The sequence below is a fragment of the Streptomyces sp. NPDC058274 genome, assembly GCF_042881375.1.
Classification (GTDB): Bacteria; Actinomycetota; Actinomycetes; order Streptomycetales; family Streptomycetaceae; genus Streptomyces.
Genome location: NZ_JBHVXW010000003.1, coordinates 525,312 through 550,117 on the forward strand (window position 1 = coordinate 525,312; position 24,806 = coordinate 550,117).

17 protein-coding genes are annotated in these 24,806 nt (G+C 72.4%); 7 read left to right on the plus strand and 10 right to left on the minus strand.

Annotated features, from left to right (window positions below; all coding sequences use genetic code 11):
• Positions 1-37: 37 nt before the first annotated feature.
• Entirely contained in the window at positions 38-1,333 is a 1,296-nt protein-coding gene (locus ACFVYF_RS09625; RefSeq protein WP_389453356.1) for an ABC transporter substrate-binding protein, read from the minus strand.
• A gap of 10 nt (positions 1,334-1,343) precedes the next feature.
• Positions 1,344-2,309, minus strand: coding sequence for an endo alpha-1,4 polygalactosaminidase (locus tag ACFVYF_RS09630; protein ID WP_389453358.1), 966 nt, complete (start codon positions 2,307-2,309; stop codon positions 1,344-1,346).
• 598 nt (positions 2,310-2,907) lie between these two features.
• Between ACFVYF_RS09630 and ACFVYF_RS09635 the strand changes: the two genes are divergently transcribed.
• On the plus strand, positions 2,908-5,160 hold the full coding sequence (locus tag ACFVYF_RS09635) for a ricin-type beta-trefoil lectin domain protein (protein WP_389453361.1): 2,253 nt from the start codon (positions 2,908-2,910) through the stop codon (positions 5,158-5,160).
• Positions 5,161-5,204: 44 nt separating this feature from the next.
• Here ACFVYF_RS09635 and ACFVYF_RS09640 read toward each other — a convergent pair whose 3' ends face one another.
• From ACFVYF_RS09640 to ACFVYF_RS09655, 4 genes are all read right to left on the minus strand, one after another.
• Positions 5,205-5,705, minus strand: coding sequence for a universal stress protein (locus ACFVYF_RS09640; RefSeq protein WP_389453364.1), 501 nt, complete (start codon positions 5,703-5,705; stop codon positions 5,205-5,207).
• A gap of 5 nt (positions 5,706-5,710) precedes the next feature.
• Positions 5,711-6,967, minus strand: a complete 1,257-nt coding sequence (locus ACFVYF_RS09645) for an arsenic transporter (RefSeq protein ID WP_389453641.1) — start codon at positions 6,965-6,967, stop codon at positions 5,711-5,713.
• Positions 6,968-7,103: 136 nt separating this feature from the next.
• The gene (locus tag ACFVYF_RS09650; RefSeq protein ID WP_389453367.1) at positions 7,104-9,485 is read right to left on the minus strand and encodes a SpoIIE family protein phosphatase; all 2,382 of its coding nucleotides are present in this window, start codon (positions 9,483-9,485) and stop codon (positions 7,104-7,106) included.
• A gap of 273 nt (positions 9,486-9,758) precedes the next feature.
• Positions 9,759-10,778, minus strand: a complete 1,020-nt coding sequence (locus tag ACFVYF_RS09655) for a sigma-70 family RNA polymerase sigma factor (RefSeq protein WP_389453370.1) — start codon at positions 10,776-10,778, stop codon at positions 9,759-9,761.
• Positions 10,779-10,942: 164 nt separating this feature from the next.
• On the opposite strand from ACFVYF_RS09655, the gene ACFVYF_RS09660 reads away from it, so the two are divergent.
• The 3 genes from ACFVYF_RS09660 to ACFVYF_RS09670 all read left to right on the plus strand — a co-directional run bounded on the left by ACFVYF_RS09660 (position 10,943) and on the right by ACFVYF_RS09670 (position 15,642).
• Positions 10,943-12,556: an MFS transporter gene (locus tag ACFVYF_RS09660; protein ID WP_389453372.1), complete on the plus strand. Its 1,614-nt coding sequence runs from the start codon at positions 10,943-10,945 to the stop codon at positions 12,554-12,556.
• A complete protein-coding gene (locus ACFVYF_RS09665; protein WP_389453375.1) occupies positions 12,553-13,161 on the plus strand; it encodes a hemerythrin domain-containing protein in 609 nt (202 codons plus the stop codon). Before ACFVYF_RS09660 ends, ACFVYF_RS09665 begins: the two co-directional genes overlap by 4 nt.
• A gap of 552 nt (positions 13,162-13,713) precedes the next feature.
• Entirely contained in the window at positions 13,714-15,642 is a 1,929-nt protein-coding gene (locus ACFVYF_RS09670; protein WP_389453378.1) for a ricin-type beta-trefoil lectin domain protein, read from the plus strand.
• Positions 15,643-15,752: 110 nt separating this feature from the next.
• Here the strand turns inward: ACFVYF_RS09670 and ACFVYF_RS09675 are convergent, their stop codons facing one another.
• Both ACFVYF_RS09675 and ACFVYF_RS09680 read right to left on the minus strand, forming a co-directional pair.
• Positions 15,753-16,754, minus strand: a complete 1,002-nt coding sequence (locus ACFVYF_RS09675; protein WP_389453380.1) for a 2-hydroxyacid dehydrogenase — start codon at positions 16,752-16,754, stop codon at positions 15,753-15,755.
• Positions 16,751-17,920, minus strand: a complete 1,170-nt coding sequence (locus ACFVYF_RS09680) for a lactate 2-monooxygenase (protein ID WP_389453383.1) — start codon at positions 17,918-17,920, stop codon at positions 16,751-16,753. Before ACFVYF_RS09680 ends, ACFVYF_RS09675 begins: the two co-directional genes overlap by 4 nt.
• Positions 17,921-18,033: 113 nt before the next feature.
• On the opposite strand from ACFVYF_RS09680, the gene ACFVYF_RS09685 reads away from it, so the two are divergent.
• Positions 18,034-19,224: a PucR family transcriptional regulator gene (locus ACFVYF_RS09685; protein ID WP_389453386.1), complete on the plus strand. Its 1,191-nt coding sequence runs from the start codon at positions 18,034-18,036 to the stop codon at positions 19,222-19,224.
• 26 nt (positions 19,225-19,250) lie between these two features.
• Here ACFVYF_RS09685 and ACFVYF_RS09690 read toward each other — a convergent pair whose 3' ends face one another.
• Together ACFVYF_RS09690 and ACFVYF_RS09695 are read right to left on the minus strand one after the other, a co-directional pair.
• The gene (locus tag ACFVYF_RS09690) at positions 19,251-19,931 is read right to left on the minus strand and encodes a cyclase family protein (RefSeq protein ID WP_389453389.1); all 681 of its coding nucleotides are present in this window, start codon (positions 19,929-19,931) and stop codon (positions 19,251-19,253) included.
• A 9-nt stretch (positions 19,932-19,940) separates the two neighbouring features.
• Complete coding sequence (locus ACFVYF_RS09695; protein ID WP_389453392.1) at positions 19,941-21,521, minus strand: purine-cytosine permease family protein; 1,581 nt, start codon at positions 21,519-21,521, stop codon at positions 19,941-19,943.
• Between the two features lie 536 nt (positions 21,522-22,057).
• Here ACFVYF_RS09695 and ACFVYF_RS09700 point away from each other — a divergent pair.
• Together ACFVYF_RS09700 and ACFVYF_RS09705 are read left to right on the plus strand one after the other, a co-directional pair.
• Positions 22,058-23,047 (plus strand): LacI family DNA-binding transcriptional regulator, encoded by a 990-nt coding sequence (locus ACFVYF_RS09700; RefSeq protein WP_389453394.1) that lies wholly within the window; start codon positions 22,058-22,060, stop codon positions 23,045-23,047.
• Between the two features lie 238 nt (positions 23,048-23,285).
• Positions 23,286-24,746: a glycoside hydrolase family 76 protein gene (locus tag ACFVYF_RS09705; RefSeq protein WP_389453396.1), complete on the plus strand. Its 1,461-nt coding sequence runs from the start codon at positions 23,286-23,288 to the stop codon at positions 24,744-24,746.
• Positions 24,747-24,806: the final 60 nt, after the last annotated feature.

A 24,806-nucleotide genomic window follows, 5' to 3' on the forward strand; every position in this document is an offset into this window, starting at 1 on the left:
AGCTGGAAGGAACGGGGGAACACGGCGGACGCCGAGGTCACCGGGGAATCAGCAGTGCCGCGTCGGCCTGGTCGGCGCAGCGGCGCAGCGCGCGGGCGGGGGAGTCCTGGCCGAGCAGCACGGAGACGATCGCCTCGCCGACCGCCTGGGAGATCTGCGGATAGGCCGCGTGGACCGGCCGTACCCGGGCGGAGTCCAGCGCCTGCGTGAACACGTCGAGACCCGTGGTCCGCTGCGCGTGCCGGAGCCACTCCGGGCGCCGGGCGGTGGCCTGGGTGAGCGGAAGGCTGCCGGCCGAGATGTCCCAGCGCGCGTCACGGGCCGGCTGGGCCATCCACCGGACGAACTCGACGGCCGCGCGGGAACGGGCCCGCCCGTTGTCGAACACGGTCCAGGTGTCGGGCCCGGAGATCGTCACCGGCCGGCCGCTGTACGTCGGCAGCGGTACGACGTCATAGTCGAGCTTCGCGCCGACGATGTCCGGGAGCTGCCAGGGTCCGGTCGCCACCATGCCCATCCGGCCGCCGAGGAAGACCTGGTACATCTGCTCGCCGCCCGGCTTCGGATCGACGTACACACTCCGGTCGTGGCTCAGCCGGGCCAGGGTCTCCAGGGCCCGGACCCCCTGGCGGGCGAAGCCGATGCCCTTGCCGTCGGCCGAGACGACGTCCCCGCCCAGGTCCCAGATCATCGGCCACAGCCGCCAGACCGTGTCCTCGTCACCCGTGCCGGGCCAGCCGGTGCCGAAGACCCCTCGTCCCGCGTCGGTCAACTTCCCGGCCGTTTCGACGAATTCGTCCCAGGACCAGCCGGCCCGCGGATAGGGCAGTCCGGCCTCCCGGAACAGCTTCCGGTTGTAGACGACGGCCAGCGAGTCGAGCACCGCAGGGGCGGCCCGCACTCTGCCGTTGACGGTGAGCGCCTCCCGCACCGGAGCCCAGAAGGCGCTCCACGGCGGGGAACCCTGGTGCAGCGCGGACGTCAGATCCACGACGCGCGGGCTGCGCGCGATGCTGGCCAGGTCCGAGCCGAAGACATAGGCGATGTCGGGATACGAGCCCGAGGCGAGCGCCGCCGTCACCTTCTGGAGCATCGCGTCGGCCACCACCCCACCGCCCGTACTGTCGACGCGGATGCGGGAATGCGTCCGGTTGAACTCGGCGACCAGCGCCTCCACGGCCTTCTTGCCCGTGTCGTTCTGGCCGTGCCACAGCTCGACGGTCACCTTGCCGTCGGCGCCGACGCCGTCCGACCCGCCGCCCGCGCAGGCGGCGAGCAGCGGCACGGCGGCCGCGCCGGCGAGCAGGCCGCGTCGCGGAATCGAGTACGTCATCACGCCCCCGTCAGCGGGTCCTGCGGACGTAGTCCGCACTGCCGGGCGTGGACACCAGCACGTCCCGGCGCACGATGCTCAGCCGGTCGCCGAAGCCCGAACGCGCCTTGCGCAGACCGCTGTCGGTGTACTCGATGACGAGCACCCGGTCGTGGAACGCCTTCGCGTACGCCCCGCACTCGCCGTACTCGGCGCACTCCTCCGCGACCGCGAAGTCGAGCCCGGTCCGCGTCCTGAGCCCGGCCAGTTCCACCGTGTTCTTCTGCGCGATCGCCAGGTGCCGGGCGTGCGCGTGCGTGGAGAGGAGGGTGATGAACGCGGTGGCGTCGCCGGCGGTCAGCAGATGCCGGGAGCGGGTGTAGCTGTCGTAGTTGTCCGGCTCGACCGCGTCGAAGCCCTTGGCGGCACAGCCGTCGATCCACCGGTTGACGCGCGCGGCGACCCGCTTGCGCTTCGCCGCCGTACCGATGTCCAGCAGCGCCTCTCCCCAGTCGCGGTCCACGACGACCTTGCCGCTCGCGTCCCGCAGCAGCAGATCGGCCGGCCAGCTCTTCCGCTCGCCGGGCTGGACCTGGAAGGCGTTGACGTAACAGAGGTTGTAGAGGCCGGTTGCCGGTGACGCCGTGCGGTCGCGGCTGACGATGCGGACGCCGGCCGGCGGGGTGTAGGCGCCGCCGATCTGGTAGTCGAAGCCGGCGTGGAGCGGCGGAAGCCGGACGCCGGTGCGCGTCGGTTGCGCGGAGGGAGACTTCCCGCCCGCGCTGCGCTCCGGGGTCTTCGTGCTCTCCGGGGTCCCGTCGGTCGGTCCAGTTGGTCCAGTAGGTCCAGTGGGTCCGGCCTGCCCGGTCTCCGGGGTCTTCCGGCCCTTCCCGGCCTCGCTCGTGCCTCCGGATCCGCATCCGGCGAGGGTCACCAGGGCGACCAGGGCGGCGACGGTCCGGAGTACGCCCACGCGGGCAACACGCTTGACGGGCATGTCAGCTCCATCAATCGCGAGTACGACCCCGCCTCGGACGCGTCCGCGATCCTGGCGACTGTGGCCGGGCTTGGACCGAGTCCGCTACCGGCTGGGCGCACCTCTGCGTGCCGGGTCGCGCCACGGCACGCCAGGATCAAAGCGTGCCAACTCGCCCGCGTCAAGGGCTCGCCGACCGCCACCGAGCCGGCTGTGCGACGCGGTCACCGCCCCGGAGACGCGTCTGACGCCGGCCTCGGATTCTCCTGGAGAACCGGGCAGAGATCGCGGACGTAATCCTGCGATTCACCTCCCGTGACCTGGCGGAGAAAGCGCTGTCAGGTAGCTCCTGTGCTGGTCTGGGGCAGGGGCGACGAGAATCCATGAGGCTTTCGATTCCGCCTTGCTGACCGTTTGTCAACTGAAAGGGCCGCAGCGGGGCGCGAAAAGTTCCGGGATCCCTTGTTCCGGTTCGGTGACCTGTGCAAAGGTGTGGCTTGCTTGTCGGCGTGCGGACAATTTCGTTTCCCCCTGCACGCGTATGACTTTCTGTGGACCTCCCGTCGCGGAACCCCTGGTACGGACTTATTTTCGCGCGGGCTTTGGGAGGAAAGAGAACGTGAGTGCACCACCCCCGCCGAATTCCTCCGCACTCGGCCATTCGCTCGAACTGACCGACCAGCAGCTGGCCGCCGAGCTGAGGAAGTACTCCGGAAAAGGGCCCACGAACCACCCCGTCGGAGAACTGCTCGCCCGGCACTGGGAAGCCGCCTTCTCCTACGCGCTGCTGTGCACGGACGGGGCCCACCCTGCGGGAATGCTCACCACGGCCGCGTTCACCCGGCTCTTCGAGGAAGCCCTGACCGGGAGCGGTCCGACGGCGGCATGGCGGCCCGAAGTGCTGGTCGCCGTACGGCGCATCGCCGGGGAGTGGGCCGCGGACCAGCGACGGGAGATGCTCCACCCCGTGCTGCGTGCCGCCTCCGGGGAGGGCGACGACGGGGTGGCGGCCCGGCTGCTGCCTTCGGAGACCCGCCGGCTGGTCTCCCGTTCGTTCCAGCGGCTCGGGGCCCCCGCCCGCTGTCTGCTGTGGCATGTGGATGTCGAGGCAGAACAACTCGACGAGCCCGCGGCGCTGTTGGGGCTGAACCCCGATGACGCCGCCGTGAAGCTGGAGCGCGCGCGGGAGTTCCTGCGCTCGGGTTGTCTGGACGTCCACCGCGAACTGGCGCCCGATCAGGAGTGCCGCCGCTACAGCCGGTTGCTCGACGTCTCCCTCCGTCGTGATGACAACGTTTTCGATCCCGATCTGCACGAGCACCTGGCGGGGTGCCGCCACTGCCGGCATGCCGCCGAGCAGCTGAACCACCGGGACGGGCGGACCGCCGCGCTGCTGGCCGAGGCGGTACTCGGCTGGAGCGCGTGGGAATACCTGGACTCCAGACCGGGACGCGCCGCGCCGGACGTGGCGGCGGTGCGGGACGCGGAAAGCGAGCGGACGGGTGGCGCGGTGGCGGCCGCCATGAGGGGCGGCGAGCCTTTCGCCCCCGCCGGGACCGGGCCCTTCGCTCCCGCCGCATCTGGACCTTTCGCTCGTGCCGCGGCCGGGCCCTTCGCCGCGACCGCTTCCTTCGCCTCCGCCGGAACCGGGCCTTTCGCCGCGACCGAGTCCTTCGCCCGCGCCGCGGCCGGAGCGGGCGCGCCCACGGCCGGTGCGGTCCCGCCCACCGGGGCCGAAGCGTTCGCCCCCACCGCGGCCGAAAGCCGCGCCACGGAAGCCCCCGCGGCGCTCGCCGCCGAAGGCCACCGCGGCTCACGCGCTCTCCGCAATGCCCGCAGGCGCACCGGCGCCCCGGGCGCCGCTCGGACCCAGGACGGTACGGAGACCGCTTCCGCCGCCCCGCGCGGCGAGGTTCCGGAGAACACCGACGCGCCCCGGCCCGCACCGCGCACGACTGGGCCGCGCGCCGGCTCCCGCTCGGCGGCGCGCCGGGCGCAGCGCCGCTTGCGGGACCGGCGTCACCATCTCGCCCTGGCCGTGCTGACCGTGAGCGCCTCCGTCTTCGTGCCACTGGCGCTGTGGGCCGCTCCCTGGTCGTCCGGCGACGGGGACGGGACCACGGGTGCGGCCGGCGAGGGCGGGACGGGCAAACGCGCCGAGCCCGATACGTCGCCCACCTGGGTCGGCGCCGCCGAGGGCGACCCGAACGGCACCCTGCGCGGGCGGCTGCGCAATGCCGATTCCGGACTGTGCATCGGCCTGGACGGGAAGAAGCCGGTCACCGGCGCCGAGGCCGTCCTGGTGCCGTGCTCGGCGTCGGCGGACCAGCAATGGGCGTACGAGACCGACGGACGGCTGCGCAGCGCGGCCGCTCCCGACCTGTGCCTCGACTCCCACCTCGGGTATTCGGTGCTGCTCGCCGCGTGCACGGGGGAGTCGCAGCCCGGAGCCAAGAACGTGCGCTACGACTTCACGCTTCAGGGCACGTTCGTGCCGCGGTGGAACCAGGAGCTCGCGCTCACCCCCGTCTCGTCGGACCGAGATGCGGCGCTGGTCCTCAAGCCGCGTGCGGACGACTCGGACGTGCAGCGCTGGCTGACCGACGCATCGACGGACGCGTTGGAGATGGAGTCGGTCAACTGGCAGGTCATCAGCGAGTCGAGGACACCGGCACCCCGGACCTCGCAGCCCACCCGGACACCGTCGCCCACCGCCACCAGCCCCGAGCCGACGGGGGAGCCGCAGCCGACGGCCACCGCGTCGGCCCCGGCACCCAGCTATCCGAGCTGGGACGCGTGCGACTACGTCGACTGCTCGGGCGACGGATACGGCGGCCGCCCGGGCACGCACGGCGGGGGCGGCCGGCACTGAGCCGAGCCGTGTTGCGCGGCCGAAATCGCCGGCACCGATCCGTACTAGGCAGGTGGTGGCGGCAGCGGAGGCGGAGGCGGCAGCGTCGTGACGTCCGGCGCCGGTTCGGGCCAGACCAGGAGCACCGGACAGGGCGCGTGGTCGACGACGAAACGCCCCGCGGGGCCGAGACTGTGCGGGCCGAGACGGGCACGGTCGCCGTCGCGCGCCAGCACGAGCAGATCCGCACCGTCGGCCGCGGCGACCACCTCGCGCTCGGCGCGACCGGTGCGCTCCAGCCGTGTACAGGGATCGCCCAGCCGCTCGGCCGCCGCGTCGAGGAGCTGCGCGGCCGACTCCGTACCGAGGCCTTCGAGGCGGGTGCCGGGGTCGCGTTCCGGGTGCCCGCGGCCCAGCAGCCCGGCGAAGGCGCCGTGTGCCAGGCCGGGCACGCCGGGTTCGCTGACGTGCAGCAGGACCACCTCGCTCGCCCGGGGCGCGTGGCCGCGAACGGCATCCACACACGCGGGCCAGGTGCCCTCCACCAGCCAGGCGATCACCCGCATGCCCCTCAGCCTCCGATGACGCGCAGTGCCAGCCACAGTGCCGCCACGGCCGGGATCAGCGCGGCCGGCACGGCGATCAGGCCGAGCCGGGTGAACTCCTTGAGATCGACGCCGTGGTCGTGCTCGTGCACGATACGCCGCCACAGCAGCGTTGCCAGGGATCCCGCATAGGTGAGATTGGGCCCGATGTTGACGCCGAGCAGGACGGCCAGCACCGCGCCGGGACCGGCTGCCGCGGTCAGCGGCAGCAGGACGAGGACCGCGGGCAGATTGTTGATCAGGTTCGCCAGTACGGCCGCGAGGGCGGCGATGCCGAGGAGCGCGAGCGGCCCGGTCCCGTCCGGGAGCAGCCGGCCGAGGGCGTCCGACAGCCCGTTGTCGACGACGGCCCGCACGACGATGCCCAGCGCCAGCACGAAGGCGAGGAAGGCCGGCGCGGTGGCTCGCAGCACCGCGAGCGGCGTGGTGCGCCGGCGGACGAGCGCACGGGCGGCCAGCACGGTCGCCCCGGCCAGCGCGGACCACGCCGGGTCGATGCCGAGCGCGGAGGCGAGGACGAACCCGGCCAGCGTGCAGCCGACGGTGATCAGGGCGAACAAGGGGACTTCCGGGGGCGCACCGGTGGCCGGCGCGGGGGCCGCGGCGTTCAGATCGCGGGCGAAGAACCTCCGGAAGACCACGTACTCGGCGCCGATGGCGACCAGCCAGGGCAGCGCCATCAGGGCCGCGAAGCGCGTGAAGCTCAGACCGCTGGCGGCGAACGCGAGGAGGTTGGTGAGGTTCGAGACCGGCAGCAGCAGCGAGGCCGTGTTCGAGAGATGCGTGCACGCGTACACGTGGGGCTTGGGGCGGACGCCCATCCGGGAGGCGGTGGCGAACACGACGGGGGTGAGCAGCACGATGGTGGCGTCCAGGCTGAGCACCGCCGTGATCGCCGAGGCGAGGGCGAACACGGCGGTCAGCAGCCGTCCGGGCCGGCCCGCCGCCCAGCGGGCCATCCACGCCCCGCACGCCTGGAAGAGCCCCTCGTCGTCGCAGTACCGGGCGAGCACCAGCACGGCGGCCAGGAATCCGACGACCGGCCCCAGATGCGCGCTCTCCGCACCGACGTGGTCCCAGGAGATCGCACCGGTCGCGATCGCGATGCCCGCGGCCGGCACCGCAACGACGGCCTCGGGCCAGTTGAAAGGGCGGATCACCGCACAGACCAGCACCGCCACGAGCAGGATGACGGAGAGAGCCTCGGCGAGCGGGGTGTTCAGGGTTCGGTCCTCCGGACGCGGTTCGCGGGACCCCTCATGAAAGCAGCCCGCACCTCACCGACCGCTGCGGACCCCGCCGTACGGCAGCGCGAAGCCGGCGGCACTCACGGCCCGGGCGCCGCGTCCCATCCGTCGCTCACTCGCCGAGGAGCGAGATCTCCGCCCAGATGGTCTTGCCCTCGGCCGTGTGCCGGCTCCCCCAGCGCTGGGTGAGCTGGGCGACCAGCAGCAGACCGCGGCCGCCCTCGTCGAAGGTCTTGGCGCGCCGCAGATGCGGGGCGGTGTGGCTGCTGTCCGAGACCTCGCAGATGAGGGTGGCCTCGTCGTGGATGAGCCGCAGCCGGATCGGGTGCTCGCCGTACCGGATGGCATTGGTGACGAGTTCGCTGACCACCAGCTCGGTCGTGAACCCGGCCTCGCTCAGGCCCCAGGCGTCCAGCTGCTCGACGGCGCGCTTGCGCAGGGGAGCGACGCGGGACGGGTCGGCGGGGACGTCCCAGATGACCACCTGGGACGAGGGCAGTTCGTGGGTGCGGGCGAGGAGCAGGGCCACGTCGTCGGAGACGCCGCCCGGCGGCAGGAGGGTCTGGAGGATCTCGTGGCAGGTCTCGTCGAGCGAGCCCGAGAAGCGCGCCAGCACCTGGCAGAGCAACCGGTGGCTGGCGTCCAGGTCCCGCTCGCGGCTCTCCACCAGGCCGTCCGTGTAGAGGGTGAGCACACTGCCCTCGGGCAGGTCGAGTTCGGCGGACTCGAAGGGCATCCCGCCAAGACCCAGCGGCGGTCCCGCGGGCACGGCGATGTGCCGGGGCGGGCCGCCCGGCGGGAGCAGTACCGGCGGGGGGTGACCGGCCCGGGCGACCGTGCAGCGGTGGGACACCGGGTCGTACACGGCGTACAGACAGGTGGCGCCGACCTCGCCGGTGGTTCCGTCGCTCCCGGCCTCCGCCGACAGCCGTACGACGAGGTCGTCGAGGTGCGTCAGCAGTTCCTCCGGCGCCAGGTCGATGTCGGCGAGGGTCCGCACCGCCGTGCGCAGCCGCCCCATGGTCGCGGAGGCCTGGATCCCGTGGCCGACGACATCACCGACGACCATGGCGACCCGCATCCCGGAGAGCGGGATGACGTCGAACCAGTCGCCACCCACCCCGGCGCGGGCCGCGGGCAGATAGCGCGAGGCCGCCTGCACGGCGGCGGTCCGGGGCAGCGACCGGGGCAGCAGGCTGCGCTGCAGGGCCAGCGCGGTCTCGCGCTCGCGGGAGAACCGGCGGGCGTTGTCGATGCACACGCCGGCCCGCGCCGTCACCTCCTCGGCCAGCAGGACGTCGTCGGGCGTGAAGGGGTCGGGCCGCCGGGACCGGCTCAGGACGGCGACGCCCAGGGTCGCTCCCCGGGCCTGGATCGGCACCGACATCGAGGCGTGGATGCCGTACTCCGCAACCCGTTCGCCGCGCAGCCTGTCCCACGACAGCCATTCCTCGAGGGTGGCGGTCTCGTCCGGGACCACGATGGTCCGGCCCGCCAGCAGGGAGTCCGCCTGGGGTGAGGAGGCGGGATAGACGTCCGCGTGCCCGGGTTTGACCACCGCTTCCGGGGCGCCGGGGTTGACCGACTGGTGGGCGACGCGGCGGAGCGTGACAGGGGCGGTGATCGGCCCCGGGGCGGGATCGCCCGAACTGTCCGCCGGTTCCAGCAGGTCGACGCTGACGAAGTCGGCGAAGGCGGGGACACAGACGTCCGCCAGCTCCTGGGCCGTCCGCGTCACGTCGAGGGTTGTGCCGATACGCACGCTCGCCTCGTTGACCAGCTGCAGCCGTTCCCGTGCCCGGTAGTGCTCGGTGAAGTCGTGGGCGGTGAGACACACCCCGCGCACCCGGCCCGCGGCGTCGGTCAGCGGGGCGATGCGCGCCAGCCATGCGTGCGCGTGCTGCTCGCCTCCGGTGCGCAGATACGTCTCCACATCGCGCCGGACGCCCGAGGTGAACACGGCGTACACCTGCTGCTCCAGCTCCACGCTCTCGCGTTGGCCGCCGATCTCGGACATCCGCAGACCGCGGATGCGCTCCTCGGGGAGCCCGATCACCTCGGTCATCAGCTCGTTCACCGCGCTCAGCCGCAGCCGCTCGTCGAAGACGACCATCGCGCAGGGGGACTGGGTCAGGACCGCCGAGGTGAGGACGTCGTCCTCGGGGCGGCGGGCCCCGCCCGCGGGTGGGCTGAGCACGAGCCACTCTCGGCGGCCGTCGTGGTCCGGGCGGCCGCGGTGGGCGAGCAGTGGCAGGGACAGGGTGCGCCCGTCGCGGTGCCGCAGTTCGAGGGTGTCGCTCCAGCGGTCCTGGCCCGGTGCGGGCGGGGTGAGCACGGCTCCGGGGGCCAGCAGACCGGCGGCGGGCCGGCCCTCCACGTCAGCCGGCCGGTGGCCCAGCAGCAGGCGAGCGCCCTCGTTCCAGTGGCGCAGGATGCCGTGCTCATCGATGACAGCCCGTGCCGTGGCGTCCTCGTCGGAAACCACCGGGCCCATCGTCGCCACTCCCTTGCGCACACTCACAGTGAACAGGCGCGTCACTCGTGTTCCAGCCTAGTCCGTGGCGGGGTTCCGCACCCGTAGGACGGCTCACCGGACGGGCGGCGGGCCGCCCGGCGAGTTCACCGGCGGCCCTTGGAACAGGCCGATGTGAGGCGTGGGGCGGAGGGGAGTGGCGGGATCCCCCGCGGCCGTCGGCCTCTTCCCGTCAGAACCTGCCGGTCCGCGATCAGTTGTGATCATTTACGGGCCCTGCCCGGCAGCCCTGTCTCACGGCCCCGCCTCGTCGGGAGCGGCCGGCACCCGGGCGTCGCCGACAGCGTGGCGCGCGCTCGAAGTCCCGAGGTCCCGAGGTCCCGGCCCGCCCTCGGCCCCGCCCTCCTCGTCACGGCGTACGTGCGCGAGCTTTTCGGGGTTGGTGACGATGTAGACGTCGGACACCTGGTCGCCCTCCGGGGTGAGGTCCATGACCATGACCGCGTACGGTGACGCGCCCTCGAACACCACCGCGGAGTCGTCCCCGTTGACCCTGCGGTAGCGGATGTCGAGGTGTGCTCCGCGGCGTGTGGCGTAACCGGCGAGCATCCGGGCGGCCTTGTCCCGGCCGTGCACCGGCCGCAGTCCCGCGGTGGCGCCCGCGTCCGTCCACACCGTGACGTCCGGCGCGAGGATCTCCATCAGGGCGGCGATATCACCGCCGAGCGCCGCCGCCACGAAACGCTCGGTCGCCTCCTGCCGGACACGCGGATGCGCCCGGTACAGCGGACGGCGGGCGTGGACGTGGGCCCGCGCCCGGTGCGCGAGCTGGCGTACCGCCGACGGGCTGCGGTCGATGACGTCCGCGATCTCGGTGTGGGCATAGCCGAACACCTCGTTCAGCACGAACACCGCCCGCTCCAGCGGAGTCAGCGACTCCAGGACGACGAGCATCGCCAGCGACACCGATTCGGCGCGCAGCGCGCGGTCCGCCGAGTCGTCGGAGACGGGCTCATCGAGCAGGGGTTCCGGCAGCCACGGGCCCACATACGTCTCGCGGCGGCGGGTGACGGCGGCGCGCCGGGCCAGCGCGTGGTTGACGGCGATGCGTACGAGATAGGCGCGCGGGTTGCCGATCCCCTCCACCGGCGACCGGTTCGCCCGGCCCGTCCACGACAACCAGGTGTCCTGCAACACGTCATCGGTGTCGGCGACGCTGCCCAGCAGGTTGTAGACGATCGCGAACAGCAGCTCCCGGTGGTCGACGAACACCTGCGTCGCGCCCTCGGTCCCGGTCGCGGGGCTCTCGGACATGCCTTGCCTCCCTTGGTGCGCTCACTCATGCGAGGGCCGGGAGGGGCCGGAACGTGACATCCGGCGGGGGAAAGTGACGTACGTCTCATGCGGTGACCGGGGTGTCACACCGGTCGCGTCGTCCGCCCTCTTGAACGCGAGTCCGACACAAGGAGACAGACATCGTGTTCCGGAAATGGCACGGCAATCCCTGGGCGATCCTCCTCACCCTGTCCCTGGGGTTCTTCATGACGCTCCTCGACCTGACGATCGTGAACATCGCGATCCCCGACATGGGCCAGGACCTGGATGCCTCCCTCGACGAGATCCTGTGGGTCGTCAACGCCTACACCCTCGCCCTGGCCGTCCTGCTGATCACCGCGGGCCGGCTCGGCGATCTGCGCGGCAAACGCACGCTGTTCATCGCGGGCGTCGCGCTGTTCACCCTGGCAAGCCTGGCCTGCGGCCTCGCTCAGGACCCGGCCCAGCTGATCGCGTTCCGCGCGGTCCAGGGGCTCGGCGCCGCGCTGCTCATGCCGCAGACCCTGTCGATCATCGCCGAGGTGTTCCCGGCCGACCGCCGAGGCGTCGCGATGGGGGTCTGGGGCGCGGTCGCGGGCATCTCCGGAGCCCTCGGCCCGATCATCGGCGGCGCGCTGATCACCCACCTCGACTGGCGGTGGATCTTCTTCGTCAACCTGCCCCTCGGGGTGATCGTGCTGGTACTCGCCGTGGCGCTCATCCCCGGATCGCGGCGCACGGTCCGCCACCGCTTCGACACCTTCGGCGTGCTGCTCGCCTCAAGTGCGCTGTTCTGCCTGGCGTTCGCCCTGACCGAGGGGGAGCGATACGACTGGAACGGCTGGATCCTGGCCCTGTTCGGTGCGGCGGCGCTGCTCTTCGCGGGCTTCCTCGGCCACGAGCGCGGCCGGCAGAACGACGATCCCCTCGTCCCGTTCTCCCTCTTCAAGGACCGCGACTTCACCCTCGTCAACTTCGTCGGCGTCACGGTGTCGTTCGGCGTCATCGGGATGTTCCTGCCGCTGACCATCTATCTGCAGTCGGTGCTCGGGTTCAGCGCGCTCAAGTCAGGACTGGTGCTGCTGCCCCTCGCGCTCGGCTCGTTCGTGATGGCCGGCCCCGCCGGAGTCCTCGCGGACAGGATCGGCGGCAAGTACATCCTGCTGACCGGACTGCTCGCCTGGGCGGCGGCCCTGGTGTGGATCGTCGCCGCGGCCGACGTCGGTGCGAGCTGGCCGGCCGTGGCCCTTCCGCTCTTCCTCGCGGGCCTGGGGGCCGGCTGCACCTTCGCGCCCATGGCCACGGAAGTCATGCGCAATGTGCCGGCCAAGCTCTCCGGAGCGGCGTCCGGGGTCAACAACGCGCTGCGGCAGGTCGGTTCGGTGCTCGCGGGCGCCGTCGTCGGTGCCGTGCTCCAGGCCCGGCTCGCCTCCTCGCTCACCGACCAGGCCCAACAGCGCGCCGGCCGGCTGCCCGCCCCCTATCGCGACGGCTTCGTCGCCGCGTTCGCCGGGGCGGAGCCCGACGTGAACGCCCGGCAGGCGGGCGGTGTCCCGAGCGGAGTGCCGCACGATGTCGCCGACCGGATGCGGGAACTCGGCGGCCAGGTCTTCGGCCACGGATTCGTGGACGCGATGGGCCCCGCCGTCCTGGTGTCGGCCGCCGCACTGCTGACCGGCGCGCTCGCCTGTCTCGCCCTGCGCCGGCACCGCGGTCCGTCCGCGAACCCGCACGCCCTTCCCGTGCACGCGCCCGAACTGGAGGAAGCCACCTCATGACCATCGACCTCACCGTCATGTACGCGGCCCACGACGCCTTCCGGCGAGATCTGGAACGGCTGTCCGAGGCGGCCGCGCGAGGAACTGCCGACACGCCCCCGGTGCACGCCGGCTGGGACAACTTCAGGCGGCAGCTGCACATCCACCACACCGCCGAGGACAGTGACCTCTGGCCGCGGGTGGAACGCGCCGTCGCGGACCGGCCGCAGGACATCGCCCTGCTCGCCGAGATGGAGGCGGAGCACGCCCGTCTCGACCCGCTGCTCACCGCTGTCGACCAGGCGCTGCGCCAGGGCTCGGCCGATGTCGCCGCACTCGTCGACGTGCTGGCCACGGCGCTCGGCGACCACCTCGAGCACGAGGAGAAGAGCGCCCTGCCGCTGATCCAGCGGGTACTGACCCCCGCGGACTGGGGCGCCTTCACCGGACGCATGCGGGAGACCCAGGGGCTGCGCGGAGCCGCGGTCTTCGTGCCGTGGATCGTCGACGGCGTCCCGGCCGCCGACCGCGCCGCGTTCCTCGGTGCGCTGCCGCCGCCGGTCCGCGTACTGAACCGGCTCTTCTGGGAGGCGGGATATCGCAGAAGGGGGCTGTGGCGGGCCTGATGGGGTCGGTCCCTCGCCGTCCATGGCCCCTCCGGGCCAACCCGTCCTCGGGGCCGCCGACCGAGGGCGGGAGGATCAGGGCCGGCGGCCGGTTTCGCGCGGGAGAGCCGCCGTCCTGCGCGGGGCCTCCGAGAAGGGCCGCTTCCAGTGGACTGCCAAGTTCCGTGCGCGGGGAGCGTGCGCGGGGCGCCGGAGCGTGCGCGCGGTTCACACGGGGCGCATGAAATGTCGAAAACCGGTGCGAGCGAAGCAAGTTGCGATCCGGCCCGGCTCTCTTTCAATGATGCGCATGTTGCTCAAGTGCCTTGTTGGCCGTCGGCGTGTTGTGCGAGGGTGAACTTCCTTGCGCAGGGGCAATGGCCGGGTCTGAATCTCCGTTCGGTATTCCAGGCTGTCGACGGGCTCGACCGGCCCTCGGCGGACGGTCATCGCGCGGCCTTCGTCTCCGGTCGTTTTCCCGGCGCTCGCCGAAAAGGTACGCACCAACGAGGGTCCTTTTGGCACAACAGAAACTACTGAGTGCCACCTTGTGCCCTGGAAGGAAACCGCTCTGTGCACACCCCCCACCCCCCACGCCCGTCTTATCCGCCTCACTCCGCGGCGGCTCCCGGTGAATCGGACGAGAGCCTGGCCGCTCAGCTGAGAGGCCGGCCGGAGGGCGAGGCGACCCAGCCCGTCGCACTGCTGATGGCGCGCCACTGGCAGCCGGCGTACGACTACTCGGTCATCTGTCTCGCCTCTTCGGCCGCCGCAGCCTCGATGGCCACCGCCGCCTCCTTCCACCAGGTTCTGGACGGTCTGACGAGGGGCGGGGCAGGAGCCGCCCTGCGGCCCAGACTGCTCGTGACCGTGCGGGACACGGTCCGGGCGTGGGCCGGCGACGACGCGACAGCCGGCGCTCTGCCGCAGGTGCGCAAGCCCGCCGGGGGACGCGGGATGCGTGCGGCGAAGTCGATGACGGCCGAAAACCGCAAGCTCTCCGAACGCGCATTCCTCGGCCTCCCGGCACTTGCCCAGTGCCTGCTGTGGCACACCGAGGTCGAAGCCGAACACATATCCGTACCGGCTGGTCTGTCGGGCATGGATACCGACACCGCGTCGGTCACTCTTGAGCAGGCACATGAACAATTCCGAGCAGGATGTGTACGTGCGCATCACGAACTCGCACCGAGCCAGGAATGCCGCTACTACAACCGGTTGCTGGACGTTCCGATTCGCCGCGGCGGTGCCTTGCTGCCCGATGTCCAACAGCATCTGCTCGAGTGCCGCTACTGCCGTTTCGCGGCTGAACAACTGAGCCATTTCGAGGGCGGGTTGGACACCCTTCTTGCCGAAGCGGTGCTCGGCTGGGGTGCCCGGCGTTATCTGGAATCGCGCCCCGGCCGCGCCCGGCAGGGCGCGCGCGCCCGCGGAGCCGCCCACGGCGAGGGCCGGGTCTCCGCAGCCGGCACCGGCCGTGAGGGCACCGGCGGCGCGGAAACCGGCGCGGAAACCGGCGGGGGAGACGGCCGGACCCTGGCCGGCGAGGGAAGCGGCCGTGGGGGAAGCGGCGGGCGCCATCGCCTCCTGTCCCGTCTCCCCGCCCAGGGCCGCCGGAGCCGGCACGGACAGCACCACCACGCCAACGTGCTCATCACCGGAGCCGGCCTCGCCTCGGCCGCCGTGCTCGCCACCGTGCTCACCACCACCCTCTGGTCGGACGACGACGGCCCCGCCGGCCCCGCCTCCACCAGCGCGACCGGCAGCCGTACGGCGGCCTCGCCCGCCCCGGGGGTCTCGAACCCGCCCGGCTCGGCCGGGCACCCCACGGCCCCCCAGCAGACCCGGCTGCGCAATGTCGCCGCCGACCTCTGCCTCGACATAAGGGGCACCGATCCCAAGTCGGGAGCCGGGACCAAGCTGGCGGTGTGCTCGTCCGCCGGGACCCAGCAGTGGTCGTACGAGGAGGACGGCCTGCTGCGCAGCGTCGCCGATCCCGGACTGTGCCTGGACTCCCATGCCGACGCTTCCGGCATCGCCGTCCTTGGCCACTGCGTCTCCGCGAGCGCGAAGCGCGCGGACGACGTGCGCTACGACCTCACCGTGCGCGGGGAGTTGCTGCCCCGCTGGAAGGAGGAGCTCGCCGTCGCGCCGGCCTCCAAGGACCCGAACGCGGACGTCGTCTCCAAGAACCGCAGCGGCTCCGACGACCAGCGCTGGGAGACCGACGCCCCGTTGGCCGCCCCCGACTCGCTGTCCATCGCCGGTACGGCCACGCCGTCGACGCAGCCCGCCAGCGATCCGCCGCCCACCGCCGGCGCGCCCGGGGAACCGGACGAGGAGCGGACGGCTCCGTCACGACCGGATCCGGAGCCGGCTCCGTCGGAAACCCACGACGAGCTCCGTGCCGTGCCCGTCGACCACGACACGCAGCCCGCGCCCGCCCTGCCGGTGCCCCTGCCCGCCCCGCTGTCGGACGTGCTGACGGGCGTCGGCCTCTAGGACCTGCCTCCAGGACCTGTCCGGCACCAGGACGGCACGCACCGCGTGCCGATCCGGACCACCCGCACCGTGCGGCCCCCCGGGCAACCGGGCCCGCACGGTGCGCCGGCTCACGACACCACGTCCCGCGGCGGCTTGCCCTCGACGAAGTCCGCGACGTTCTGGACGGCGGCCAGAGCGATCCGCACCAGGGTCTCGCGTGTGACGCCCGCGACGTGCGGCGACAGCACCACGTTCGGAGCCCTGAGCAACCGCAGGGCCGCGGTGGGCGGTTCGGGATCGAAGACGTCGATACCGGCACCGGCCAGCCCCCCGGACTCCAGCGCGTCCGCGAGGGCGTCCTGGTCGATCAGGGCGCCGCGCGCGGTGTTGACGACGAACGCGGTCGGCTTGAGAAGCGCGAGCCGCTCCGCGTCGAGGAGATGCCGGGTGGCTTCGGTGAGCGGCGCGTGCAGGGTGACGTAGTCGGACGTACGCAGGAGTTCGTCGAGTCCGACATGGCGGGCGCCGCCGAGCCGGGCCTCGGTCTTGGCGCTCAGGGGCTTCGGGCCCGCGTAGACGATGGTCATGTCGAAGGCGACCGCGCGCCGGGCGACCTCCTCGCCGATGTGACCGAGCCCGACGATGCCGAGCGTCTTGCCGGACAGTTCGGTGATCGACCGCTGCAGTCGGGGCAGCGCCCAGTCCGCCTCGGTCAGCGCGGTGTGGGCCGGCACCAGTTGCTTGGCCAGCGCGAGCATCAGGGCGAAGGTCTGCTCGGCCACGTTCTGCTTCTCGGCGCCGCTGGAGCCGATGTTGCAGACCGGGATGCCCCGGGGGCGCGCGGCCTCCAGGTCGACGTAGTCGAAGCCGTGACTCGCGCACTGGACCAGCTCCAGCCCGGGCGCGGCGGCGAAGTGCTCGGCGGTGACCGGACTCAGCCCGGTGATGATGACGTGCGCCTCGCGCAGGGCGGCCGGATCCTCGTCGACCGCCTCGACGACGGTCACCCGTGCCTGCCCGGGGAAGAGGGTGGCGAGCCCGGCTCCCGCCGTACGGCCGCCGACGTGCGGCGACACGACGGCGAGGACGTTCTTCACGGTGGGCTCGGCGGAGCTCGGCGCGGTGGTCATGCGGTCTCCTCGATCAGGTCGTCGGGGCTGAGCGTGCCCGGCCGGGCGTGTCCGGACAGGGCGAGGGTGAGGTCGAACTCGGCGAGCAGACAGCGGATCACGTGCTCGACGCCGGCCTGTCCGTCGAGGCCGAGCCCGTACGCGTACGGGCGTCCGACCAGGACCGTCTTCGCGCCGAGGGCGAGCGCCTTGAAGATGTCGTCGCCCGTGCGGATGCCGCTGTCGAACAGGACGGTCAGCCGCTCGCCGGCCGCCTCGGCCACGCGGGGCAGCGCGTCCGCCGCCGCGACGGAACCCGCGACCTGGCGGCCGCCGTGGTTGGAGACGACGACACCGTCCATCCCGGCGCCGGCCGCGCGACGGGCGTCGTCCGGATGCAGGATCCCCTTGAGGACGATCGGCCCCTCCCAGTTCTCCCGCAGGAACTCCAGGTCGGGCCAGGTCTTGCCCGGGTCCGCGAACATGCTCACAAAATGCATCACCGCCGCGTTCGGGTCCTCGTGCACCGGCTTGGCCAGACCCGCCTGGAACGCCGGGTCGGTGAAGTAGTTGGCGGTGCCCACGCCGTGCAGGAACGGCAGATACGCCTGGTCGAGGTCACGCGGCCGCCAGGCGAGGAGCGGGGTGTCCAGGGTGACGAGCAGCGTGCTGAAGCCGGCTGCCTTCGCCCGGTTCAGGAAGCTCCGGGTGACCTCCCGGTCCTTCGCCCAGTACAGCTGGAACCAGCGCTCCGCGTCGCCCATCGCCTCCGCGACCTGCTCCAGCGGGGTGCTGGAGGCCGAGGACAGGATGTACGGCACGCCCTGCGCCGCGGCGGCCCGCGCGGCGGCGGACTCGGCGTCCGGATGCATGATCGACAGCACCCCCACCGGCGCGAGCGCCAGCGGCGCGGGCAGGGACCGGCCCAACACCTCGACGGACAGATCCCGTTCGTGCACGTCGCGCAGCATGCGAGGCACGATCCTGCGCCGCTCCAGCGCCGCGCGATTGGCGCGTGCGGTGCTGCCGTTGCCCGCACTGCCGGCCACATAGCCGACCGGACCGGGCCCGAGCCGCTGCTCGGTGAGCTCTTCCAGCCGCGTCAGATCGGTGGGCAGCCGCGGTACGGCGCCCGTCATGCCGTTCAGATAGATCTCGTACTGGAAATCGGCCCAGTGCCTCGTCATCCGTACGTCCCGCCTCTCGTCCCTGAGATCGCGCTGTACACCGTTGATCCTGGCGAGTGTGACAAGGCCAGTCCACAGTGGTGCGCACATCGCGCGGCTGGGACTATCACCCTGTGACAAGCAAGCCCGCGAGGAAGCCCTCGGACGCCAGGGAGCGCGTCCGGCAGGAGATGGCCGCCGACCCGGGCGTCGTGGAGGCGGTCGTCGCGGCGGTGCACGAGCAGGTGCCCGTCTACGCGGCCCTCGACGACCGCAGGCTGCCCGAGGTGCGGGCCATCGCGGCCTGGGGGCTGGACCGGCTGCTGCACCTGTGGGCTACCGACGGCGCTCTCGACCCCTCGGACCTCCGGCGGTTCCGGGGCATCGCGGCGGCCCGCGCGGCGGACGGCCGTCCCGTGCAGGCGGTGCTGCGTGCCTACCGGGTGGCGGCGACCGTCCTCACGGACGAGATCGCGGCCCGGGCACCGCGGCTGGCCGCCGCGGACGCCTTCGCGCTGGCGCGGATGCTGCTGAGCACGCTCGACACCCTCTCCGAGGAGATGGCCGCGGCCTATGCCACCACCAGCGAGGATCTCGCCGGGGACCGTGACCGGGCGCTGCGACTGCTGCTCGACGACCTGATCGCGGGACGGCACGCCTCCGTCGGCGCGCTCACCGACCGTGCCGCCCGGCTGGGTGTCCAACTCCCCGACCCCTACTGCCTGTTGGTCGCGGAGCCCGTCGCCCCGGACGGTGCCGACATGTCGCACGACGCGGTGGCCGCACTGCTCGACGCGCTGACCGCCCCGGGCGGCGACACCACCGCGCTGGCGACGGTACGGGGCTCACGCGCCGTTCTGCTGCTGCCGGCCGCCGCCGCGGCGCACGCCGGTTCCGTGCTGGGCGGGCAGTCGTGGCGGGGCTGTGCCATCTCGGACGAGAGCCTCGACCGGGTCGCCGTCGCCCACCGTCTCGCCGCCGACGCCCTCGACACGGCGCCCGCGCACGCCCACCACCCCGGCCGGCTGCTCACCGACGCCGACGCCCATGTCCTCGCCCTGCTGGCCGGGCACCCCGCCGCCGCCCCGGACCACATCGGCCGGCTCGTCCTCGGCCCGCTCGCCGACCCCGGCCGGCGCCACCTGCTCGAAGCCCTCACCGCCTACATCGACACCGGCTCGGCGAGCGCCGCCGCACGCGCGCTGCACCTGCACCCGCAGTCCCTGCGCTACCGCCTGCGCCGCATCCACGACCTGACGGGCCGCGACCCCCGGGACCCCTGGCAGCGCCTCACGCTGGACATCGCCCGCACGATCCGGGCCTGACAGCTGCCCCGAAGAACCCGGCGCGGTCAGGGGCAGCCCATCCGCTGCCGCACACGGGCGGTGGCGCGGACCGGTGCGCCGTCCGCGCCGGGCAGGCGGAGAGGGAAGAGGAACACCTCCACCGCGTGCCCGGCCTCCTGGGCCGCGAGGACGCGGTCGAGGCCGGTCAGGTTCTCGGCGATCACACCGCCCGCGCCGCACAGGACGCGGTGGGCGGGCAGCCCGGTGCCCCCGGTGAGGTCCACGCTCAACGCGTCGACGCCGACGGTGCGGACGCCCGCGTTGACGATCGCGTCGGCCGCGTCCGTGGTGAGCCAGGGATGCGCCTGGTACCGGTCGGTGCCCCAGTGGGCCGACCACCCGGTCGCCAGCAGGAGGATCCCGCCCGGCAGCAGCCGCAGTCGCCCCAGGGCCGGCAGGAGCAGCTCGGGTGTGACAGGAACCCGGTCCGCCATCCCCCGGAGGTCGGCCACGACCGCCGGGCCCGCGAAACGCTCCAGCGGCAGGTCGTCCAGCGTGGGCCACGCCTCGTCGACGTGGTACGGCGCGTCGACGTGCGTCCCCGACTGCGAACCCATGTGCAGCCGCAGCACGTTGACGCCGTCGTCGGCGGCCCGCAGCGCCCTGGACACCTCGACCGGCGGGTCACCGGGATAGACGGGCATCCCGGTGACCACCGGCACGGACAGATCGAGCCAGTCCTCCATCGGCTTGCGTCAGCTCCCCTCGACGGCGAGCGCGGGTGCCCCCTCGGCCGGGATGCCGGGGCCGGTGATCGGGGGCACCGAGACGTCGACGGTACGGGCCAGGCGCGCACCCTCGGGGCCGTACACCGCCCTGGGTTCGGGGAACAGCCGCAGGAGTGCCAGGAAGAGGATCGCGGCGACCGCCAGGGACAGCGGCAGGCTGATGTCGACGCCGTTGGCGAGGTCGCCGAGCGGACCGACGAACTGGCCCGGGATGTTGGTGAACAGCACGCCGGTCACGGCGGCCACCCACCAGGCCGTCATGCCCCGCCAGTTCCAGCCGTGCGTGAACCAGTAACGGCCGCCGCGCTGACGGCGGTTGAAGACCTGGAGGGCGTCGGGGTCGTACCAGCCGCGCCGGGTGAAGAAGCCCAGGATCATCACGACCATCCAGGGAGTCGTACAGGTGATGATCATGGTGGCGAAGGTCGAGATGCTCTGCACCAGGTCGAAGCCGAAGCGCCCGACGAAGATGAACGCGATCGACAGCACCCCGACCAGCATCGTCGCCTGGACCCGCGACAGCCGCGGGAACACCGACGAGAAGTCGAGCCCGGTCCCGTACAGCGATGTCGTGCCCGTCGACATGCCGCCGATCAGGGCCAGCAGACACACCGGCAGGAAGAACCAGCTCGGCGAGATGGCCAGCAGCCCGCCCACGAAGTCCGGGGCCGCCGGGTCGATGTACTCCGGTGCCTTCGTCGCGATGATGCTCGCGGTTCCCAGGCCGAAGACGAACGGCAGCAGCGTCGCGATCTGCGACAGGAACGCGGCACCGACGACCTTGCGGCGCGGCGCGTCCGCCGGGATGTAGCGCGACCAGTCGCCGAGGAACGCCCCGAAGGACACCGGGTTCGACAGCACGATCAGCGCCGAGCCGATGAAGGACGGCCAGAACAGCGCCTGCGTCGCGGAGTCGGCCGAGGCGGTGAAGACGCCCGCGTACGACGGGTCGAAGTCACCGGCGAAGGCGACCGCGCCGAGCAGGAAGAGCACGGTCGCCGAGGTCACCGCGATCTTGTTGACGAACAGCATGAACCGGAAGCCGTACACGCAGACCGCGAGCACCAGACCGCCGAACAGCGCGTAGGCGACGACGTACGACAGCGTGCTGCGCTCCAGGCCGAACAGCCGGTGAGCTCCGCCGACCAGGGCGTCGCCGGAGCTCCACACGGAGATGGAGAAGAACGCGATGGCCGTCAGCAGCGACAGGAACGAGCCCACCACCCGGCCGTGCACGCCCAGGTGCGCGGAGGAGGCGACCGCGTTGTTCGTGCCGTTGACCGGCCCGAAGACCGCCATCGGGCACAGGATCAGCGCTCCGACGACGACGCCGAGGAGGGTCGCCGCGAGCCCCTGCCAGAAGGAGAGGCCGAAAAGGATGGGGAAGGCCCCGAGGACACAGGTGGAGAAGGTGTTGGCGCCGCCGAAGGCGACCCGGAACAGGTCGAACGGCGACGCGCTGCGGTCCGCGTCGGGGATCCGCTCGACACCGTAGGTCTCGACCTCGGTGAGCGACGGCGGCGGTGCGGCGGGGGAGTTCTCGGACAAAGGTGCTCCAGCGAGGTACCTGTACGCGAAGGGCGGCCGAGCGCGTGGTGGCGCGGGGGTGGGGACGGCGGGGCGGTGCCACCGGAGTGCGTGGCGGCTGCGCCCGTCGTCCCGAGGGGTCTGCCGAAGCTATGGCGCCGGGCGAGCCCCGCACCAGGTGACGGACCATCCATCTTTCGCCGTACGAATGGACCAATGCTCCATGTGTACGGCGACTTCCGTGCCGTGCGTCCGGCCGGCCGGGTGTCCTGGCGGCACGGCACCGGACGTTCATGGAGGAGGACCCCGGCGGCCGTGTTCCTCGGTGCGGTACGCCGGGACAACAGGCGGGCGCCCGGCCCCGGTTCGCGCCGGTCGGGGGTGGTGGACCGGTCCCGCCGACCGGGCCTGCGGCGGAATCAGGAAACGTATCCTGGTGACGTTCGCCCGGCCGGACGTCTCGCGGTATGTGTCAGCTCGTCCCGGCCTGTGAGGAAAGTTGGTCGTCGCCCCACGTGAGCAGTCGTCCTCGGCACCGTCAGAGCACCCGGCCGACGATGCGCGATGTCGCGGAGCGGGCGGGAGTCGCCCTCGTCACCGTGTCGCGCGTGGTCAACGGCCTCGGCGCGGTCCGCGAGGAGACGGCCGCCCGGGTGCACGCGGCGATCAGCGAGATCGGATACCAGCGCAACGAGATCGCGCGTTCCCTGCGGCCCGGGCAGAACTCGATGACCCTCGGCCTGCTGCTCGGTGACCTGACCAACCCCTTCTACGCCTCCCTGGCCAAGGCGGCCGTCGAAGTGGCGGCCCAGGCCGGCTACGCCGTCCTGCTCAGTACCGCCGACGAGGACCCCGCCGTGGAACGGCGGGCCGTGAGGGAGCTCATCGGGCGACGGGTCGCCGGTCTCATCATCGTGCCCGACCAGGGGGACCACGCCTTTCTGCAGCAGGTCAACGGCCACGACGAGGTGCCGGTCGTCTTCGTGGACCGGCCCGCCACGGGAGCCGAGGCCGATGTCGTCCTCGTCGACAACGAAGGCGGGGGGCGCACGGCGACCCAGCACCTCATCGACCACGGCCACCGCCGGATCGCGATCATCGTCGCCCCGTCCTACTACACCACCGGCCGTCGGCTGCGCGGCTACCGCAAAGCCCTGCGGCAGAGCGGCATCGAGGCCGACGAGGCCCTCGTGGTCACCCTGCGGCGCGGGACCACGGAGGAGGCCTCCGCCGCCACCCACGCCCTGCTCACCTCGCCCCACCCGCCCACGGCGGTCTTCTCGACCACGAGTTTCCTCACCGAGGGCGTCCTGCGGACGAGTCTGCGGCTCGGCGCCCGTATCGCGGTGGTGGGGTTCGACGACTTCAAGCTGGCCGATCTGCTTCCCACCCCGGTCACGGTGGTGACCTCGGACACCGAGGAACTCGGCCGCCGCGCCGCCCGGCTGCTGATCGACCGCATCGACGGCGACGACACTCCCTTCCAACGGACGGTACTGCCCTCGCGGTTGATCGCCCGCGGCACAGGGGAGACCGGGCCCCGGTAACCGGAGGCGACAGACCCTTCGGGGGCGGGCGCCACCGACGGCATCGGTGCGGGCAACAGCCGCGGCAGGGACGTTAGTTCGCTTCGGGTGGCGCCAACGGCCTTTCAAGTACGGACCATTGACGGCTTCGCCTGCCGGTGGGACCTTCGCGATGGATACGTTTCCATCGCTCCCGACCCGGGGTCGGCGCACCACGGCGAAGCCGACAGACCCCACCCCCCACATCCATGGAGTCGGCATGAACTCATCCGCAAGGCGGCGCCGGAGGTTCGGAACGGGTCTGATCACGGCGCTGGCCCTCCTGGTCCCGGCCACCGGTGGAGTGGCCACCGCCGCCGCCCAGGCGACCGTCTGCAACAAGTACTGCGACGCCCGCGACCCCGCCCTGTCCCCGCAGGACCGGCAACCGGTCACCGCCACCCTCTACTCCCGCACCCTGGCCCTGCACTTCGACGACACCGACGCGATGGGCTGGGCCTCGATCGGCAACGCCGGCCCGGGCGACGAGGTCTGGCTCGACCGTTCCTTCGACGGCGGCCGTACCTGGAGCTCGGGCAGCAGACTCGGCGACACCACCGTCCCCTCGGGGCAGGCGGGTTGGCGCACCCTGATGTACAACGTCGACGACTGGAACGGCAATGGCGTCGGTGCGCTGCGCGCCTGCGGGAAGGCGGGGGACCGGGCCGAGATCGCCTGCACGGCGTGGGCCCGTACGACCTGGAACGCGTACAGCCGCCCGACCGCGGCGGCCACCGCGCTCATGCAGTTCTACAACAACTCCACCGGCCTGTTCGACACCACCGGCTGGTGGAACTCGGCCAACGCCCTGACCGCCCTCGTCGACAACATCCGGGTCACCGGCATGCCCAGCTACAAGTACGCCATCGCCCGCACCTACGACCGCCAACTGAACGCCCAGGGCGGCCAGTTCAGGAACGACTACATCGACGACACGGGATGGTGGGGGCTCGCCTGGGTCGCGGCGTACGACCTGACCGGTGACAGCCGCTATCTGACCACCGCCCGCGCCGACGCCGACCACATGGCGCGCTACTGGGACTCGACCTGCGGCGGCGGGGTCTGGTGGAGCACGGCGAAGACGTACAAGAACGCGATCGCCAACTCCCTCTACCTGGAGCTCAATGCCGCACTGCACAACCGCATCGCCGGCGACACCCTCTACCTCGGGCGGGCCACGACGGAGTGGGCGTGGTTCAAGGGCACCGGCATGATCAACAGCTCGCACCTCGTCAACGACGGCATCAACCTGTCGACCTGCGCCAGCAACGGGTCCACCGCCTGGTCGTACAACCAGGGCGTCCTGCTGGGCGGACTGGCCGAGCTGTACCGCGCCACAGGGGACTCGACGCTCCTCACCACGGGCCGTCAGATCGGCACCGCCTCGACCACCTCCACCGCGCTGAACTCGGGCGGAATCCTGCGGGAGCCGTGCGAGACGAGCGGCTGCGGGGCCGACGGACCCTCCTTCAAGGGCGCGTACGTCCGCGGGCTGAGCGCCTTCAACGCCCAGCTCTCCGACCGCCCCTACAGCTCGTACCTCACACGGCAGGCCGCCGCCGCATACGCGGGTGACCGCAACACGCTCGACGCGTACGGGCTGCACTGGGCGGGGCCGGTCGACTCGACCGACGCCGCCCGTCAGCAGAGCGCGCTCGATCTGATGAACGCGGCGCCCTGAGGGCGGGGGAGGGGTGTCGGGACGGCCGGGCCGCGGAGCCGTCCCGGCAGGGTGGTCATC